General features: G+C 63.4%; 18 protein-coding genes. 12 read left to right on the forward strand and 6 right to left on the reverse strand.

What is annotated here, in order from left to right; translation table 11 throughout:
* The first annotated feature begins 76 nt into the window (after nucleotides 1-76).
* Together gluQRS and NKI59_RS08700 are read left to right on the forward strand one after the other, a co-directional pair.
* Nucleotides 77-952: a tRNA glutamyl-Q(34) synthetase GluQRS gene (gene gluQRS, locus NKI59_RS08695; protein ID WP_352703618.1), complete on the forward strand. Its 876-nt coding sequence runs from the start codon at nucleotides 77-79 to the stop codon at nucleotides 950-952.
* Nucleotides 953-1,100: 148 nt separating this feature from the next.
* A complete protein-coding gene (locus NKI59_RS08700; protein ID WP_352703620.1) occupies nucleotides 1,101-1,991 on the forward strand; it encodes a DMT family transporter in 891 nt (296 codons plus the stop codon).
* On the opposite strand, the gene NKI59_RS08705 is transcribed toward NKI59_RS08700, so the two are convergent.
* The gene (locus NKI59_RS08705; protein WP_292656768.1) at nucleotides 1,958-2,812 is read right to left on the reverse strand and encodes a YihY/virulence factor BrkB family protein; all 855 of its coding nucleotides are present in this window, start codon (nucleotides 2,810-2,812) and stop codon (nucleotides 1,958-1,960) included. The genes NKI59_RS08700 and NKI59_RS08705 overlap by 34 nt on opposite strands.
* Before the next feature lie 57 nt (nucleotides 2,813-2,869).
* Between NKI59_RS08705 and NKI59_RS08710 the strand changes: the two genes are divergently transcribed.
* The 7 genes from NKI59_RS08710 to NKI59_RS08740 all read left to right on the forward strand — a co-directional run bounded on the left by NKI59_RS08710 (nucleotide 2,870) and on the right by NKI59_RS08740 (nucleotide 8,424).
* A complete protein-coding gene (locus tag NKI59_RS08710; protein WP_352703622.1) occupies nucleotides 2,870-3,736 on the forward strand; it encodes an SDR family oxidoreductase in 867 nt (288 codons plus the stop codon).
* Nucleotides 3,737-3,759: 23 nt separating this feature from the next.
* A complete protein-coding gene (locus NKI59_RS08715) occupies nucleotides 3,760-3,951 on the forward strand; it encodes a twin transmembrane helix small protein (RefSeq protein ID WP_023677950.1) in 192 nt (63 codons plus the stop codon).
* A 29-nt stretch (nucleotides 3,952-3,980) separates the two neighbouring features.
* A complete protein-coding gene (locus tag NKI59_RS08720) occupies nucleotides 3,981-4,562 on the forward strand; it encodes a cob(I)yrinic acid a,c-diamide adenosyltransferase (RefSeq protein ID WP_023677949.1) in 582 nt (193 codons plus the stop codon).
* Between the two features lie 22 nt (nucleotides 4,563-4,584).
* Entirely contained in the window at nucleotides 4,585-5,388 is an 804-nt protein-coding gene (locus tag NKI59_RS08725) for a rhomboid family intramembrane serine protease (RefSeq protein WP_352703624.1), read from the forward strand.
* Between the two features lie 208 nt (nucleotides 5,389-5,596).
* Nucleotides 5,597-6,346, forward strand: coding sequence for an electron transfer flavoprotein subunit beta/FixA family protein (locus tag NKI59_RS08730; RefSeq protein WP_023677947.1), 750 nt, complete (start codon nucleotides 5,597-5,599; stop codon nucleotides 6,344-6,346).
* Between the two features lie 155 nt (nucleotides 6,347-6,501).
* Nucleotides 6,502-7,431: an electron transfer flavoprotein subunit alpha/FixB family protein gene (locus tag NKI59_RS08735; protein WP_023677946.1), complete on the forward strand. Its 930-nt coding sequence runs from the start codon at nucleotides 6,502-6,504 to the stop codon at nucleotides 7,429-7,431.
* A 114-nt stretch (nucleotides 7,432-7,545) separates the two neighbouring features.
* The gene (locus tag NKI59_RS08740; RefSeq protein ID WP_023677945.1) at nucleotides 7,546-8,424 is read left to right on the forward strand and encodes a 3-hydroxybutyryl-CoA dehydrogenase; all 879 of its coding nucleotides are present in this window, start codon (nucleotides 7,546-7,548) and stop codon (nucleotides 8,422-8,424) included.
* Nucleotides 8,425-8,432: 8 nt separating this feature from the next.
* Here NKI59_RS08740 and NKI59_RS08745 read toward each other — a convergent pair whose 3' ends face one another.
* A complete protein-coding gene (locus tag NKI59_RS08745) occupies nucleotides 8,433-9,071 on the reverse strand; it encodes an NrsF family protein (RefSeq protein WP_352456681.1) in 639 nt (212 codons plus the stop codon).
* Nucleotide 9,072: 1 nt separating this feature from the next.
* Complete coding sequence (locus tag NKI59_RS08750) at nucleotides 9,073-9,615, reverse strand: sigma-70 family RNA polymerase sigma factor (protein ID WP_352703626.1); 543 nt, start codon at nucleotides 9,613-9,615, stop codon at nucleotides 9,073-9,075.
* Nucleotides 9,616-9,817: 202 nt separating this feature from the next.
* Here NKI59_RS08750 and NKI59_RS08755 point away from each other — a divergent pair, with 202 nt between their 5' ends.
* The 3 genes from NKI59_RS08755 to NKI59_RS08765 all read left to right on the forward strand — a co-directional run bounded on the left by NKI59_RS08755 (nucleotide 9,818) and on the right by NKI59_RS08765 (nucleotide 13,657).
* Nucleotides 9,818-10,825, forward strand: coding sequence for an iron ABC transporter substrate-binding protein (locus NKI59_RS08755; protein WP_352703945.1), 1,008 nt, complete (start codon nucleotides 9,818-9,820; stop codon nucleotides 10,823-10,825).
* A gap of 169 nt (nucleotides 10,826-10,994) precedes the next feature.
* Nucleotides 10,995-12,578 (forward strand): ABC transporter permease, encoded by a 1,584-nt coding sequence (locus tag NKI59_RS08760; protein ID WP_352577202.1) that lies wholly within the window; start codon nucleotides 10,995-10,997, stop codon nucleotides 12,576-12,578.
* The gene (locus tag NKI59_RS08765) at nucleotides 12,575-13,657 is read left to right on the forward strand and encodes an ABC transporter ATP-binding protein (RefSeq protein ID WP_023677939.1); all 1,083 of its coding nucleotides are present in this window, start codon (nucleotides 12,575-12,577) and stop codon (nucleotides 13,655-13,657) included. Before NKI59_RS08760 ends, NKI59_RS08765 begins: the two co-directional genes overlap by 4 nt.
* A gap of 22 nt (nucleotides 13,658-13,679) precedes the next feature.
* On the opposite strand, the gene ugpC is transcribed toward NKI59_RS08765, so the two are convergent.
* Genes ugpC through ugpA form a run of 3 tightly spaced genes read right to left on the reverse strand, consistent with a single transcriptional unit; the run spans nucleotide 13,680 to nucleotide 16,496 of the window.
* The gene (ugpC, locus tag NKI59_RS08770; protein ID WP_352703628.1) at nucleotides 13,680-14,747 is read right to left on the reverse strand and encodes a sn-glycerol-3-phosphate ABC transporter ATP-binding protein UgpC; all 1,068 of its coding nucleotides are present in this window, start codon (nucleotides 14,745-14,747) and stop codon (nucleotides 13,680-13,682) included.
* A gap of 7 nt (nucleotides 14,748-14,754) precedes the next feature.
* Nucleotides 14,755-15,603, reverse strand: a complete 849-nt coding sequence (ugpE, locus tag NKI59_RS08775) for a sn-glycerol-3-phosphate ABC transporter permease UgpE (RefSeq protein ID WP_352703630.1) — start codon at nucleotides 15,601-15,603, stop codon at nucleotides 14,755-14,757.
* Nucleotides 15,604-15,611: 8 nt separating this feature from the next.
* Nucleotides 15,612-16,496, reverse strand: coding sequence for a sn-glycerol-3-phosphate ABC transporter permease UgpA (ugpA, locus tag NKI59_RS08780; RefSeq protein ID WP_352703948.1), 885 nt, complete (start codon nucleotides 16,494-16,496; stop codon nucleotides 15,612-15,614).
* Nucleotides 16,497-16,577: the final 81 nt, after the last annotated feature.

Here is a 16,577-nt window from a genome sequence, read left to right on the forward strand (position 1 = left end):
CCCTCTGGACGCACGACGCCGCCGGCGCAAAGTAGCAATTGGCGAAAGCGCCACACAACCCGATTGCCGCCGGACAATGACACTGCTGACATTCCGCTTCGCGCCGAGCCCGAACGGCGAACTGCATCTCGGCCATGCCTATTCGGCGCTGCTCAACCAGAAATTGGCAAAGGCGGCGGGCGGACGCCTGCTGCTGCGCATCGAGGATATCGACACGACGCGCTGCACGCCGGAATTCGAGGCAGGCATTTTTCGCGACCTGAAATGGCTGGGGCTTGGCTGGGAGGAACCGGTGCGCCGCCAGTCCGAGCATTTTGCCGAATATCGGGCGATGCTCGAGCGGCTGATCAAGGAAGAACTTGTCTACCCGGCCTTCATGAGCAGAAGTGAGATCCGCGCCTTTATCGCCGACAGCGAGAAGCGTGGCCGCGACTGGCCGCGCGACCCGGACGGCGTGCCTCTCTATCCGGCCGCCGACAAGGCGTTGACACCGAGCGAACGCAAGCGGCGCGGCGCCGAAAATGTGCCATTTGCCTGGCGGCTGGACGTCGATGCTGCAATAGCACGCGCCGGCAAGGACCTGTCATGGGCCGAATACACGAACGAGACGCTCTCCGCGACGCGTCGTGTCGAAGCCCATCCGCAGGATTGGGGCGACGTGGTCGTGGCGCGCCGCGAAATCCCGACCAGTTATCACCTCGCCGTCACCATGGACGACGCGCTGCAGGGCGTCAGCCATGTCGTGCGCGGCCAGGACCTTTATTCCGCGACCAGCGTGCAGCGGCTGCTTCAGCAACTGCTTGGCCTGCCGCAGCCGGCCTATTTTCACCATCGCCTGATCCTCGGCCCGGACGGACGAAAACTGTCGAAGAGCCTTGGCCATACCGGCCTTGCCGCCCAGCGTAAGGCGGGCGCATCGCCCGCCGATCTCAAGTGGCTGGTCGGTCTCTAGACTAGACCGGTGAGCTCGCGGCCATCAACGGCGCTCCTTCAATTCAAATGACTCTATGGATCAACCGTTTGGTTTTGCTTGCCGGCCCGAACGGCATTAAGCAGTCGCCGCAGTCGATCCCTACCCGAATTCATCGCGGCCTCCGGAAATGCACAGCCTCAAGCGGTTCATCCCCGCCTCTTTCGTCCTCCTATGGGCGACCGGCTTCATCGGCGCGCGCTATGCCATGCCGTGGGCGGAGCCCTTTACGTTCCTGGCCGCGCGCTTTGTCCTGGCCGCAATCCTGCTTGTCGCTTTGATGGCCGCACTTGGTTCGAGCCGCGCCACCCGCGATGAGGCGCTGCACGCGACCGGTGCCGGCATCCTGATGCATGGCATCTATCTCGGCGGCGTGTTCTGGGCAATCCACCGGGGCATGCCCGCCGGACTTTCAGCCCTGATCGTCGGCCTGCAGCCGCTGATCACGGCAGTGCTCGCCGGCCGGCTTCTCGGCGAGGCCATCCTGCCGCGCCACTGGGCCGGTCTCGGCCTCGGGTTGATCGGCGTGGTGATCGTGCTTTGGCCGAAGCTCGGTGCGCTCGGCGGCGGCGTGACGGCCGAGACACTGGGCGCCTCGCTGGTCTCGGTACTCGGCATGAGCGCCGGCACCATCTGGCAGAAGCGCTTTGCTTCCGGCGGCGATCTGGTGGCTGCCACGTTCTGGCAATATGTCGGCGGCGCATCGGTGATGGCTCTGGCCTCGCTCGCCTTCGAGACCCGAACGGTCATCGTCAACGGCGAACTGATCTTCGCCATGGCCTGGCTCGTGCTGGTGCTGTCGATCGGCGCCATCTTCCTGTTGATGGTGATGATCCGCGACGGCGAAATGTCGAAGGTCGCCTCGCTGTTTTACCTCGTGCCGGCTGTCACCGCGGTCATCGCCTGGGCATTGTTCGGTGAGCACTTGAGCCCGCTCCAGATCGCCGGCATGGCGATAGCGACACTCGGCGTCGGGCTGGCGACGGCTCAGCCGCCGACGCGGGCACGCGCCTCTAAATAGCGGCTGATCGCGGCGTTGAGCTCGCCACCGAGGATGAAGATCGCTGAGACGATATAGAGGAACACGACGGCGATCATGATCGAGGCGAGGCCGGCATAGGTCGTCACATAAGACGAGAAATGATCGAGATAGGCGGCGAAGATGGTCGACCCAATGAGCCAGCCGACCAGCGTGAAGATGATGCCAGGCACGATCGAAACGAAGCGGCGCTTGCCGGCCGGCAACCAGAAATGCACGGCGAACAGGCCGCCGATGATGACTACTGAGGCGATGACGTAACGCCACAGCGTGATCGTGCCCATATAGGGTTTTATCCATTCGAAATGCGACTCGGCCAGCCGTGCCAGCAATGGCGCGAAGACCAGCAGCACGCTGATGGCCAAAAACCCGGCCGTCGCGATCAGCACGAAGATGATGCTCTGCACCCGCCGGTAGATGATGCCGCGCGTTTCTGAGACACGATAGGCCCGGTTGAGCGAGGTGCGCAGCGCCTCGATGCCGTTCGAGGCGAAATATCCGGCAAGCACGATACCGTAGGTCAACAGGTCACTGCGCCGGACGGTAAGCACGTTGAGCACCTCGCGCGCGATCGGTTTGGCGATCTGCTCGGGCCATGTGTCGAACACAAGGTGCACGGCGGTGTCGGCGAAAGCCTGCGCGCCGAAAAAACTCGCCAGCGTCGTGGCGAAGATCAGGAAAGGAAAAAGCGCCATCAGCGCGGTGATCGCCAGATGGCTGGCCATTGCCCAGCCGTCGTCGGTGTTGAAATGGCCGAGCGCGTCGTAGAGGACGCGTTTGAGGGCTACGATCTTCCGCAACAAGAACCGCGTTCCCTTCGATTGTCCCGACGCCGCGAATATGGGAAGGGTTTGCGGTAAATGACAACCCTAGGTCAAACCACCAGTCCTCTCGGAGAAGAGTTGCGCACCATCATTGTCACAGGTGCCTCTTCCGGTATAGGCGCCTATTGCGCCCATGCTCTTAAGAAGGAAGGCTGGCGGGTGTTCGCGACGGCCCGAAAGCCCGAAGATATCGCTGCGCTCGAGGCCGACGGCATCGAGGCCTTTTATCTGGACTACACCGAGCCCGGATCGATCGAGGCGCTGGTGGCGTCGGTGCTGGAACGGACCGGCGGCCGGCTCGATGCGCTCTTCAACAATGGCGCCTACGGACAGCCCGGCGCCGTCGAGGACCTGCCGGTCGAGGCTTTACGGCAGCAGTTCGAGGCCAATGTCTTTGGCTGGCATGACCTCACTCGCCGTGTCGTACCGGTGATGCGCCGCCAGGGCCATGGTCGTCTCGTTCATTGCTCGTCGATCCTCGGCCTGGCGCCGGTGCCTTTTCGCGGCGCCTACTCGGCATCGAAGCACGCTATCGAAGGGCTGATGCTGTCCCTCTACCAAGAACTCCTCGGCAGCGGAATCCATGTTTCGCTGATCGAGCCCGGGCCGGTGAAATCGAAGATCGCCAGCAACAGCCTTGTGTGGTTCCTGGCAAATATCGATCACGAGAAGTCCGTTCATCGCCTCGCCTATGCGGCGCAACTCAAACGGCTGCGGGCCGGCGGCAGCACATCGCGGCTGAAGCCCGGGCCGGAGGTGGTTTATTCCGCCTTGCATCATGCGCTTCTGTCGCGGCGCCCGCGCCCGCATTATGTGGTAACTGTGCCGGCCCGGATCGGCGCGATCCTTAAACGCATCCTGCCGTCATCGGCACTCTACCGTCTGCTCGCCAAACGCGCCTGAACGCAATCCAACTGGAACACACCATGGCAACCGTCTTCAACATCCTCGCCGTTCTCGTCATGGTCGCCGTGGTGATCGTACTGATCCGCGGCCTCATCAACATGATGCGCGGCGGCTCCAGCATGACCTCCAACAAACTGATGCAGACGCGCGTGCTCTTGCAGTTCGTGGCCTTGGTGCTGATCATGCTGGCGGTGTATTTCACCCGTAAGTGACGCAGCAGCCACCAGCCGGGAGGTAACCCGTGGTCAAGCTCAACAAGATCTACACCCGCACTGGCGACGATGGCACCACAGGCCTCGGCTCTGGCGAGCGGCGGCTGAAATCCGACCTTCGCATCGACGCCTACGGCACGGTCGACGAGGCCAATGCCTGCATCGGCATGGCCCGCATTCATACCGCGGCAGTAAATCCGGCGATCGATGCGATGCTCGGCCGCATCCAGAACGACCTTTTCGACCTCGGCGCCGATCTGGCAGTTCCCGATAATGGCAAGCCGCTCGACTACGAGCCGTTGCGCATCATCGCCTCGCAGACCGACCGCATCGAACAGGATATCGATCTCCTCAACAAGGACCTTGAGCCGCTCAAATCCTTCGTGCTCAACGGCGGTACGCCGGCAGCGGCTGCCCTTCACCTCGCCCGCACGGTGGCCCGCCGCGCCGAGCGCATCATGGTGGCGCTGTCGCAAGACCCGGACGAGCACGTCAACCGCGAGGCGATAAGATACATCAACCGTGTCTCGGACTTTCTGTTCGTCGCCGCACGCGCGGTCAATGACAACGGAAATGCCGACGTGTTATGGGTTCCTGGCAAGAACCGCTGAAATCCGCCGAGCTGGGGACCTGATGTTCATTCCGCTTTACGACACCAACAGGCTGCGGCACATCAAGCTGCAATATGTGACCATCGGCCTGATCGCGCTCAACGTGCTGATCTACTTTGTCACCACACTGGGCGGCGAGGATTTCGCCAACGCCGCGGTGCTGGGCCTCGGTTTCATCCCGTCGGTCGTGCATGACAGCGTCGAGCTCGCTCCGCAATTTGTCGTCATTCCGGAGAGCCTGAGCTATCTGACCTATTCCTTCCTGCACGCGGATATCTTCCACCTCGGCGGCAACATGCTGTTCCTGTGGGTGTTCGGCGACAATGTCGAGGATGCACTCGGCCATGTCCGCTACCTCGTCTTCTACCTGCTTTGCGCCATCGCCGGCGCTTTCTTCCAGGGTCTGGTTGCCTGGGATTCGCCGGTGCCGCTGATTGGCGCGTCGGGCGCCATCGCCGGTGTGGTCGCCGCCTACCTGATCCTTTATCCGCGGGTGAAGGTATGGGTGCTGGTCTTCGCGCGCATCCCGTTGCGCATCCCGGCCTTCATCCCGCTGATCCTGTGGATCCTGTTCCAGATCTTCATGTTCGCCCAGGGAGGCGAGGATCAGGTTTCCTGGGCCTGCCATATCGGCGGCATCATCGCTGGAGCCGTGCTGGTGCTTGTCTTGCGCAGCCGCGGCGTACCGCTACTCGCCGGCGCAGACGAGGAGCCGGCCGTGGTCGCCGGTCCGGTGCCCGTAGCCGTGGAGCCGGCGCCAAGCGACCCACAACCTGCGCAGCCGGCGCCGCGCTGGGGCCGGGGGACCGTTTCCGGTCCGGACTGAACCGATTTGAGTGCTTCGCCGAGGATCCGAGTGCGCCCCGGATATTGACGCGCGGGGTCGCCGCAACTACGGAAGCGCCACCCTACTGGCGTGGCGAAGACCAGAATTCCGTCCGGAATGTCGGCTTTCGACAACTCTGAAGAGGTGCACGCTGCTATAGCGCGCCCGACGAGCGTGAAGAGACTATCGTGAAAGAGGTGACAGGCAAATGAAGATCCTTGTGCCCGTGAAGCGGGTTGTGGATGCGAACGTCAAGGTCCGGGTTAAGGCGGACGGTTCGGCGGTGGAACTCGCCAACGTCAAGATGGCGATGAACCCGTTCGACGAGATCGCGGTCGAAGAGGCGATCCGGCTGAAGGAAGCTGGCAAGGCCGAAGAGATCATCGTCGTGTCGATCGGGCCGCAGCAGGCGCAGGAAACGCTGCGCACTGCTCTCGCCATGGGCGCCGACCGCGCCATCCTGGTCAAGACCGACGAGCAGACTGAGCCGCTGGGCGTCGCCAAGGTGCTGAAGGGCGTCGTCGAGGCAGAACAGCCCGGCCTTGTCATTCTCGGCAAGCAGGCGATCGACGACGATTCCAACCAGACCGGCCAGATGCTGGCCGCGCTTCTCGGCTGGGCGCAGGGCACCTTCGCCTCCAAGATCGTGCTCGACGGTGACAAGGCCACGGTGACGCGCGAGGTCGATGGCGGCCTGCAGACGCTGGAACTGAAGATGCCGGCGATCGTCACGGCCGATTTGCGGCTGAACCAGCCACGCTACGCGTCTCTGCCCAACATCATGAAGGCCAAGAAGAAGCCGCTCGACGAGAAGAGCCCTGCCGATTACGGCGCCGACGTCAAGCCGCGGCTTAAAGTGATCAAGACCGAGGAGCCGGGCGGCCGCAAGGCGGGCGTCAAGGTCAAGAGCGTCGCCGAACTGGTAGACAAGCTGAAGAACGAAGCCGGCGTGCTCTAAGGAAATCCGATGAGGCCGGCCTGCAAACGGCCGGTTTCTCCGCTTCCGGTGCTCACGTACTGAAGTACGCTCCGCTCCGGTTCTCGAAACCAACCGTTTTCGACTCGGCCTGACCGGATTTCAGGAGCCTCGAAGACGAAAGTCAGGAAAACATCATGGCTATTCTTCTGATTGCCGAACACGACAACGCTGCGCTTTCCGACCAGACCGCCAAGGCGCTTTCGGCGGCGCTGCAGATCGGTTCGGACGTGCATGTGCTGGTTGCCGGCAAAGGTGCCAAGCCGGCAGCGGATGCCGCCGCCAAGCTCAAGGGCGTCACCAAGGTGCTGCTCGCCGACGCCGACGAACTGACCGAGCGTCTCGCCGAACCGCTGGCGGCACTCGTCGTTTCGCTTGCTGAGCCATACGAGACGATCATCGCGCCGGCGACCTCGTCGGGCAAGAACGTCGCGCCCCGCGTGGCAGCGCTGCTCGATGTCGCCCAGATATCTGAAATCATCGAAGTCGTGTCGCCCGACACCTTCAAGCGGCCGATCTATGCCGGCAACGCCATCCAGACGGTGCAGTCCAGTGACGCCAAGAAGGTCATCACGGTGCGTACCGCTTCCTTCCAGGCAGCACCCGAGGGCGGTTCCGCGCCGGTCGAGACGGTCCAGGCGGCGGCCAATCCCGGCCTGTCGAGCTTTGTCGAGAACAAGCTCTCCGAGACCGACCGTCCAGAGCTGACCTCGGCCAAGATCATCATCTCGGGCGGCCGTGCGCTGGGCTCCTCCGAGAAGTTCCAGGAGGTCATCCTGCCGGTCGCCGACAAGCTCGGTGCGGCGGTTGGCGCATCTCGCGCCGCCGTCGATGCCGGCTATGCGCCGAACGACTGGCAGGTCGGCCAGACCGGCAAGGTGGTAGCGCCCGACCTTTATATTGCCGTCGGCATCTCCGGTGCCATCCAGCACCTTGCCGGCATGAAGGATTCGAAGGTGATCGTTGCCATCAACAAGGACGAGGAAGCGCCGATCTTCCAGGTCGCCGACTACGGTCTCGTCGGCGATCTCTTCGTCATTCTGCCGGAACTGCAAAAGGCGCTTTGACGCCTTCTGCCAAAGCGTATTAAATTCTGAGGGGTGGGGTAGACGAAGTCGCCCCGCCCTTTTAGTTTGCACTGCACAAAAAACGGGCCGCAAAGGCCTCGACGGGATCGGGTAATGAGCAAGATCGAGACGATCGGCATCATCGGCGCGGGCCAGATGGGTGGCGGCATCGCCCATGTGTCGGCGCTGGCGGGCTATAAGGTGCTGGTTTACGATATTTCGCCCGACCGCATCGAAAAGGGCATCGCTACGATCAGCGGCAACATGGCCCGTCAGGTCGGCTCCGGCAAACTCGAGGAAAAGCTGCGCAATGAGGCGATGGCGCGCATTTCGGCGGCACCGGCCATGGCCGACCTTGCGGGCGCCGATCTGGTGATCGAAGCAGCGACCGAGGACGAGACGGTCAAGCGCAAGATCTATGCCCAGCTCTGCCCGCAGCTCAACCCCGAGGCCATCCTGGCGACGAACACCTCGTCGATCTCGATCACGCGGCTGGCTTCGCAGACCGACCGGCCGGAGCGCTTCATCGGCATACATTTCATGAATCCGGTTCCGGTGATGAAGCTGGTTGAACTGGTGCGCGGCATCGCCACCGAGGACCAGACCTTCGAGGCGGCAAAAACCTACGTGAAGCAGCTGGACAAGACGATCACCGTCTCGGAGGATTTCCCGGCCTTCATCGTCAACCGCATCCTGCTGCCGATGATCAACGAGGCGATCTACACGCTCTATGAAGGTGTCGGCTCGGTCGACGCCATCGATACCGCCATGAAGCTCGGCGCCAACCATCCGATGGGGCCGCTGCAGCTTGCCGATTTCATCGGGCTCGATACCTGCCTGTCGATCATGCAGGTGCTGCATGACGGGCTGTCGGATTCGAAATACCGCCCCTGCCCGCTGCTGGTCAAATATGTCGAGGCCGGCTGGCTCGGCCGCAAGACCGGGCGCGGCTTCTACGACTATCGCGGCGAGCATCCCGTTCCGACACGCTGATCGCCTCGCTACCAGCGCACAAAAAGTCGTCCGCCGAGCGCCCCGAGCACGGCAAGGATGGCGACCGCGATCGTATACCAGGTGCCGACGAAAAGCGGCGAATCGTCGAAGCAATGCGCCGCATAGAAGGTCGCCGCCAGCCCGCCGGCAAGCAGGCCCGCGGCCGCACCGGCAAGCACCGGCCTTGTCGGCGCGCCATGGCGCAGCACCGCGAGAAAGACGGCAAGCGGGCCGATCCCGATCAACGGAATGAAGGTCAGGCAGATGACCATGTTCGTGCCGACCAGGCGCGTGCCCCAGTCGGACGCAGGCACGGCGAAGAGTTCGAGAATCACAGCCACAATCACCAGCAGCGGCGCGGCGACCATCCAGCTCACCGCCCGGCCGGTCGATGCACCGGGCGTCGACAGCCCACGCACCAGGACAAAGGCGCTGGCGGCAAGAGCAATCGTGAAGACGAATTTGGACAGGAACCGCATCGTGTGCATGGCGATCGCAATGTCGGGCCGCGGGCCGATCGTCAGCCAGAAAACCGCGGCCGCGATCACGATGGCCGCGCCGGCGGCAAGCCACCAGGCGGTGCCTAGCGGCAGCGCCTTGCTGCGGGCATCGGCGTCGAGCGCCTTGATGAAATCTTCGGTCCTCATGTTATTCCCGCCCCGCCCTGAACCGTTTGGCAATGGCGGCAAGCCCGCGGTGCAGTGACACCCGCACAGCCGTCTCGCTGATGCCGAATTTGGCCGCGGTCTCACCGATTGACCGGCCTTCGACCGATACGGCCGAGACGACGGAACGCTGTGCCGGCGGCAGGCTGTCGAGCGCCCGGTTGAGGTCGCGCTCGCTCACCGTCTCCGATTCCGGCTCGGCAAAGGTCTCGGCGATTTCGTCGATCTCGATCTCGATCCGCCGACCGCGCCGCCGGAACGCATCGATCAGCTTGAAGCGGGCTATTGCATAGACCCAAGGCAGCACCGGCGCATCATGGCGCCAGGTGTGTCGTTTCACATGAATGGCCAGCAAGGTTTCCTGCACGACATCCTCGGGATCCACCCCGCCCTGCACGATCTTGCGCCGGGCAAAGCCACGAACGAGCGCGGCGATCCGGTGCAGAAAGTCGGCATAGGCCCTTTCGTCTCCGGCGATCGCGGCCCGCAGCAGCCGTGAAAGCTCGGCTTCGTCCTTGCCGCTCACAAGAGTTCACTCCCCGATATTCGCGTCTCGGCGCTGATTTGTTACGGGGCCGGCGAAATAATGTCCAAGGCAAATTAGCTGAGCATCACGAAAGTTTGCTCCTTTTGAGCGATTGAGTGGGCCAGCAATGTTGACTGCACCAGTCAGGTATTGGTAGGTGCAGCGTGCCAAGCCAAAGACCATCGAAATCGAGGACGACGCCATGAAATATGCTCTTTCCGCCCTTGCCGGTGCGACAGCACTTGCAATCAGCCTGATCGCCCGCCCGGCAATAGCAGAGGACGAGGGCATCGTCGTCTACAACGCCCAGCACGAAAACCTGACCAAGGCCTGGGCGGAGGGATTCACCAAGGAAAGCGGCATCAAGGTTACCGTCCGCAATGGCGGCGACAGCGATTTCTCCAATCAGATCGTTGCGGAAGGCACCGCTTCGCCCGCCGATGTATTCCTGACGGAGAATTCGCCGGCCATGGCATTAGTCGAGGCGGCCGGCCTGTTCGCACCGGTCGATACCGAGACGCTGGCCCAGGTTCCGCAGGAGTACCAGCCGGCGAGCGGTAAATGGGTCGGCGTCGCCGCGCGCAGCACCGTCTTTGCCTACAACAAGACCAAGCTGAGCGCCGACCAGCTGCCCAAATCGCTGCTCGATCTCGCCGATCCGAGATGGAAGGGCCGCTGGGCCGCTTCGCCCTCCGGCGCCGATTTCCAGGCGATCGTCAGCGCGCTTCTGCAGCTCAAGGGTGAGGCGGCGACGGCCGAATGGCTGAAGGCGATGAAGGAGAATTTTACCGCCTATAAGGGCAACAGCACGGTGATGAAGGCGGTCAATGCCGGCGAGGTCGAAGGCGGCGTGATCTATCACTATTACTACTACGGCGATCAGGCCAAGACCGGCGAGAACAGCAAGAACGTCGAGTTGCACTATTTCAAGCATCAGGATCCCGGTGCTTTCGTCTCGATTTCCGGCGGCGGCGTGCTGGCCTCGAGCAAGCACCCGAAGGAAGCGCAGGCTTTCCTGAAATGGGTCACCGGCAATGGCGGCCAGGACGTGCTGAAAACAGGCGATTCGTTCGAATACGCAGTCGGCAAGGGCGCCGAGTCCAATCCGAAGCTGGTGCCGCTGGCCGATCTGCAGGCGCCGAAAGTCGACCCGACGACGCTGAACTCGAAAAAGGTGACCGACCTGATGACGGCGGCCGGCTTGCTTTAGCCGGCGTTCGTCCTAAAAGGGCAACCGACTGCGCTCCTGTGGGAATTCGCTTTCCACAGGAGCGCTCTGTTTTCAAGATGGCATTTGCCTATGACCACAAGCTACCCGCGAGATTATCCGCCGCCGATCGTTTCCGCCTCCGGGCGGAGCTGGCGCAACGTCTGATCTGATGCAATCCGCGATCGATCTCGCACGCCCAGGCTTGCCGGCCGACGCCACGGCCGTGCGGGCACGTCGTTGGTCGGTCTCATGGATTGCGTTGGCTGCCGTCTTTGTCTCGCTTTTCGCGCTGCTGCCGCTTGCCTTCATCGTCTGGGTGGCGGTGCAGACCGGCTGGGAAACGGTGGCGGCGCTGGTGTTCAGGCCGCGCGTCGGCGAACTTCTGGTCAACACCAGCCTGCTGGTGGTGTTGGCGGTGCCGATCTCGATCGTGCTGTCGGTCATGCTGGCCTGGCTGACCGAGCGCAGCGATCTGCCGGGTGCCCGCCTATGGGCCTGGCTGTCGGTGGCGCCGCTCGCCATTCCGGCCTTCGTCCACAGCTACGCCTGGGTCACCATGGTGCCCAGACTGCACGGCCTGTGGGCCGGCGTGCTTGTGTCGGTCATCGCCTATTTCCCCTTCCTTTATCTGCCGGTGGCGGCGGCATTGCGCCGGCTCGATCCCGCTCTCGAGGATGCAGCGGCAGCCCTTGGTCTCGGCCCGTGGCGTGTGTTCAGGCGCGTCGTGCTGCCGCAGCTCCGGCTCGCCATTTGCGGCGGCTCCCTGCTGGTCGGCCTGCATCTCCTGGCCGAATATGGGCTCTATGTCTTCATCCGCTTCGACACCTTCACCACCGCGATCGTCGACCAGTTCCAGTCGACCTTCAACGGTCCCGCCGCCAACATGCTGGCCGGCGTGCTGGTGACCTGCTGCCTTGTGCTGCTCGGGCTGGAGGTGCTGGTGCGCGGCGAGGAGCGCTATGCCCGCGTCGGTTCGGGTGCTGCGCGCCAGCAGCAGCGCACGGGCCTTGGGCGCGCCACCATTCCTTGCCTGCTGCTGCCTGCCATTACCACGCTGCTGGCGCTCGGCGTGCCGTTCGCCACTATCGGCCGCTGGCTCATGGCCGGCGGCGCCGATGTCTGGCGGCTCGACGAGATCGGCCTGGCGCTTGGCCAAACGCTGTTCCTAGCAATTGCCGGCGCGCTGCTCGCCACCGTCGCGGCAATGCCGATGGCGTGGATTTCGATCCGCGCGCCCGGGCGGCTGCAACGCGTCCTGGAGGGCTGCAACTATATCGTCGGCGCGTTGCCCGGCGTTGTCATCGCCCTGGCGCTGGTCACCATCGCCGTGCGTATCGCCATGCCGCTCTACCAGACCCTGTTCACTATTCTGGTCGCCTATGCGCTGATGTTCCTGCCGCGCGCCCTGATCAGCTTGCGGGCGTCGATCGCACAGGCACCGGTCGAGCTCGAACGCGCCGCCTCCAGCCTCGGCCGGTCGCCGCTCAAGGCGCTGTGGTCGACGACCATCCGCCTGTCGGCGCCGGGCGCCGCAGCCGGCATGGCGTTGGTCGCGCTGGGTATCATGAACGAATTGACCGCAACCCAGATGCTGGCGCCCAACGGCACCCGCACGCTGGCCATGGCGTTCTGGTCCTATAGCGGCGAGATCGACTATGCGTCGGCGGCGCCTTATGCCCTGATCATGGTGGCGATGTCGCTGCCTTTGACCTGGTTGCTCTACGTCCAGTCGAAGCGGATGGCCGGGCGATGAGCTTTCTCGAGCTGAGCGGCATCCACAAGCACTACGGGCCCGTCGCAGCACTTGCCGGCGTCGACCTCAGCGTGGCCAGCGGCAGCCGTACGGCAATCGTCGGGCCGTCCGGTTGCGGCAAGACCACCTTGCTGCGGCTGATCGCCGGCTTCGAGGCGCCGGACCAGGGCCGCATCGTGCTTGATGGCGAGGTGCTGGCCGATGGCGACACGGCCGTGCCGGCGCATCGCCGCGGCATCGGGCTGGTGGCGCAGGACGGCGCTCTATTCCCGCATCTGAGCATCGCCGCCAATATCGGCTTCGGCATGGGGCGTCACGAGGAAAAGCGCAGTGAGCGCATCGCCGAGCTCGCCTATGTCGTCGGGCTGGACAAAGGTATCCTGAAGCGCCGTCCGCACGAACTCTCCGGTGGCCAGCAGCAGCGCGTCGCGCTCGCCCGCGCCATGGCCATGAAGCCGCGGCTGATGCTGCTCGACGAGCCGTTCTCGGCGCTCGACACCGGCCTGCGCGCCTCGATGCGCAAGGCCGTGGCCGAGCTCCTTGAAACCGCCGGCATCACCACCATCCTGGTCACCCACGACCAGGCCGAGGCGCTGTCATTCGCCAGCCAGGTCGCGGTGATGCGCGACGGCAAATTCTCGCAGGTCGGCACGCCGCGCGAGCTCTATTTCAAGCCGAAGGACAGGATGGTCGCCGAGTTCCTTGGCGACGCCATCGTCCTGCCGGCAAGGATCGCCGATGGCTTCGCCATCTCGCCGCTCGGCCGCATCGCTGTCGACAGCTCGGAGCGGCGCGACGTCGCCCGCATCATGCTGCGGCCGGAGCAGGTGTTGCTGAAACGCACATCGCGTGAAGGCATGTCCGGCACGCCGGACATGCTGTTCGGCGAGGTGACGGAATCGGAGTTCGCCGGCTCGATGTGCACCATCGCGGTGCGTCTGTTGAACAGCCCCGATCCGCCCGACGCCGCCGCCATCGGCAATACGCCGTTGATCCTGCGCAAGCCGGGCATGGACGCGCCGGCGATCGGCGAGATCGTCCGGCTGACCGTGTCGGGCAAGGCGCATGTGTTTGCCTGAACGGTTTTGCGCAAGGCCGACTTCAATCGACCCGTTTGCCTGCCTGATCGAACCAATGCAGCTTTTCGGACCTAGCCACGACGCGCAATTGGTCGCCCGGCTTGGCGCTGGCGCGGCCTGAGACGCGCACCACGATGCGGCTGCCGGCTGCTACGCAATGGAGAAAGCTTTCGGCACCGACCGGTTCGACCGCTTCCACTGTTGCCGGCAGCGCGAGCGCGCCGGCCGGCGCCTCTGCCGCGAAGGTGATGTCGGCGTCCTCCGGACGAAAGCCTAGTGTCACTGCCTTGCCCTGTCGAGGCGCCAAGCCAATCACATTACCGTCCGCCAATACCGAGCTTGGGGAGGCCCCTGTGAGCGCCAGCAGATTCATCGGCGGTGCGCCTATGAACGAAGCGACGAAGGTCGAGGCCGGTTTCTCGTACACATCAAGCGGCGCGCCGGTCTGCTCGACCAGGCCGGCGTTCATGACGACGAGGATGTCGGCCAGCGTCATCGCCTCAAGTTGGTCGTGCGTGACATAAACCGAGGTGACGCCAAGCGAGCGCTGCAGATTCTTGATCTCGATGCGCATCTGCCCGCGCAATTTCGCATCGAGGTTGGACAGCGGTTCGTCGAACAGGAAGACCTTCGGGTTGCGCACGATGGCGCGACCCATGGCGACGCGCTGGCGCTGACCGCCGGAAAGCTCGCGCGGGCGCCGGTCGAGCAGCGCCGAAAGCTCCAGCACCTTGGCAGTCGAGCGTACCCTGCTGTCGATCTCGTCATTCGGCGTGCCGCGATTGCGCAGGCCATAGGCCATGTTGTCATAGACCTTCATATGCGGGTAGAGCGCGTAGTTCTGGAACACCATGGCGATGTCGCGCTCGGTCGGGCCAATGGCGTTGACCACCTTGCCGTCGATGGCGACTGTACCGGCAGAAATCGTCTCCAGCCCGGCGATCATCCTCAGCAGCGTAGACTTGCCGCAGCCGGAGGGGCCGACCAGCACGCAAAGCTCCTTGTCGGGAATGGCGATGGAAACGCCCTTCACGGCCTCGACGCCGCTGGGATAGATTTTCCTGACATCCTTCAGATCCACGGTCGCCATCGGCTTCTCACTTTTCGGATTCGACCAGACCGCGCACGAACCAGCGTTGCATCAGCACGACCACCAGGATCGGCGGCACGATGGCCAGCATTGCCGTGACCATCACCAGGTGCCATTGGGTGTCGGCATCGGCGAAGGAAACCATCTTTCTCAGCGCGATGACGATGGTGTTCATGTCGTTGCTGTTGGTGACGAGCAGCGGCCAAAGATACTGCGTCCAGCCATAGATGAAGAGGATCACGAACAGCGCGGCGATGTTTGTCCGCGACAGCGGCACCAGAATATCGAAAAAGAAGCGCCATGGCCCGGCACCGTCGACACGCGCCGCCTCGACCAATTCGCCCGGTATGGTCATGAAGAACTGGCGAAACAGCAGCGTTGCGGTAGCCGAGGCGATCAGCGGGACGATCAGGCCGGCATAGGTGTCGATCATGCCGAGATCGACCATCACCTTGTAGGTCGGCAGGATGCGCACCTCGACTGGAAGCATCAAGGTGATGAAGATCAGCCAGAAGAAGGTCATGCGCAGCGGAAAGCGAAAGAACACGATCGCGTAGGCCGACAGGATCGAGATGAAGATCTTTCCCACCGCAACGCCGAGCGCCATGATCGTGGTGTTGAGCAGCAGCCTGCCGACGCTGACCCCGCCGATACGACCGATGCCGCCGAATAGCGCCTCGCTGTAATTGTTCCATAGCTGGCCGCCGGGCAAGAGCGGCAGGGGCGGCCTGAGGATCGTTTGCAGCGTGTGCGTCGAGGCAACGAAGGTGTAGTAGATCGGAAAAGCCACGATCACTATGCCGAGGATGAGCACGGCATGGGCGATGAAGGTGCGGAGCCGGGACTGGCCGATCATCGCTGCCCTCAGCCGTAGTGGACTTTGCGTTCCACATAGCGGAACTGGATTGCTGTGAGCGCGATGACGATGGCCATCAGGATGACCGACTGCGCCGCCGAGTCGCCCAGGATCAGATTAACGAAGCCGTCATTGTAGACCTTGTAGACCAGCGTCTCTGTCGTCTTGCCCGGCCCGCCGCCGGTGACGGCATGAACGATGCCGAACGTGTCGAACAGGGCATAGACGGTGTTGACGACCAGCAGGAAAAAGGTTGTCGGCGCAAGCAGCGGGAAGACGATGGTCCAGAAGCGCTTGGTTTCGCCGGCGCCGTCCATGGCCGCCGCTTCGATCAGCGTTTTCGGCACCGCCTGCAGGCCGGCGACGAAGAACAGGAAGTTGTAGCTGATCTGCTTCCAGGCAGCAGCCGACACCAGCAGGATCATGGCGTGGGTGCCGTTGAGCAGCGGGTCCCATACGACGCCGAGGCTTCTCAGCAAATAGGCCAACGAGCCGATCGAGGGATTGAACAGGAAAAGCCAAAGCATGCCGGCAATCGCCGGCGCCACGGCGTAAGGCCATATCAACAGTGTGCGGTAGAGGCCTTTGCCGCGCACGGCCTTCTCGGCCATGACCGCGAGCAGCAGGGCCACAACCATGGCAACGGTCGCGGTCGCAAGAGAGAACACTACTGTGACCTTGATCGAGTTGAGGTAGGCCGGATCGGCCAGCACCTTCCGGAAATTGGCCAACCAGACGAACCTGCTCTTCAGCCCGAACGGGTCTTGCCTGAGCATGGACTGGTAAAGCGCCTGACCGGCCGGCCAGTAGAAGCAAACCAGGGTGATGGCGAGTTGTGGCGCCACCAGCAGGTAGGGCAGGATCTTGTTGGGAAAGACGACGCGTGGAGACAGGCTGATTTCCCTCGCTATCCAGGTATCGCCCACGCGAGCTCGCGTGGGCGATATTCCAACCGACTAACCGAGATAATCCCG

Origin of the sequence: Mesorhizobium sp. M0598, assembly GCF_040320865.1 — a bacterium.
Lineage (GTDB): Bacteria > Pseudomonadota > Alphaproteobacteria > Rhizobiales > Rhizobiaceae > Mesorhizobium.